General features: G+C 28.9%; 1 protein-coding gene. It reads right to left on the bottom strand.

Annotated elements, in window-relative coordinates; all coding sequences use genetic code 11:
- Positions 1 to 122: 122 nt before the first annotated feature.
- Complete coding sequence (locus B0A67_RS24750) at positions 123 to 713, bottom strand: recombinase family protein (protein WP_072965276.1); 591 nt, start codon at positions 711 to 713, stop codon at positions 123 to 125.
- Positions 714 to 878: the final 165 nt, after the last annotated feature.

The raw sequence follows: 878 nt of genomic DNA, 5'->3' as shown, positions 1-878 counted from the left end.
CCGTAATTGCATGTATTAAAATTTAATTTTTAACGTAATTTTTAATTGGCCAGCTCCTGGCTTTTTTTCTATTTTAACGTTGTTTTATTTTTCTGCAGAAAAAGCAGAAACTTATTTTAACGTTACTTAAACTTTTCAAGTCTTTCGTTTTCAAATTTTAAATATTTGTATAAAGTTGTCTTACTTTTAATTTCAAGAACTTTGCAAATTTCCTCTAGACTTAGTTTTTTTTCATCATATAATTCTTTTACGCGTATTGCTTTCTTTTGTGCCGCTACTGAAATTCCTTTTGGCTTTCCTCCTGTTCTTCCTCTTGCTCGTGCGCTTACTAATCCAGCTTTTGTTCTTTCTGAAATTATATTTCTTTCAAATTCTGCAAACGCACCTACTAAATGAAACATTAATTTTCCAACTGCCGAACTTGTATTTATTCCATCCGATAAAGAAACGAACTCTACTTTTTTTAAAGCTAATTCAGAAACTAACTCTATTAAATCTTTAAGCGACCTTGCTAATCGGTCTAATTTGTAGACTACAACTATATCATTTTCTCTTAATCCCTCTAATAATTTTTTTAATTGTGGACGTTCTACATTTTTCCCTGAAGCTTTTTCAAAGAAAATTTTAGTGCATCCATATTTTAGAAGTTCATCTTTTTGTGAATCTAAATTTTGGTCGAGAGTTGAAACTCTAGCATATCCAAAAACTGCCATTGATTTATTAATTAAAATTTAATAAATCAAGACATTGAGGACAATTTATTTTATCATTCTGGTCAATGTTACCAATAACTACCTTATTTTTTGTATTACACATTGGAATAGTATCTATATAATCTTTTGTAATGTTGTCCCAAAGGTCAACTTGTACATGAAAAA

The sequence above is a fragment of the Flavobacterium aquidurense genome (genome assembly GCF_002217195.1).
GTDB lineage: Bacteria > Bacteroidota > Bacteroidia > Flavobacteriales > Flavobacteriaceae > Flavobacterium > Flavobacterium frigidimaris.
Note: the sequence above shows the minus strand (reverse complement) of the source record. Positions and strands in the feature narration are given on the sequence as shown.

Coding starts and splice junctions, on each gene's coding strand:
- B0A67_RS24750 (WP_072965276.1), bottom strand. CDS start 713: ATGGCAGTTTTTGGATATGCTAGAGTTTCAACTCTCGACCAAAATTTA.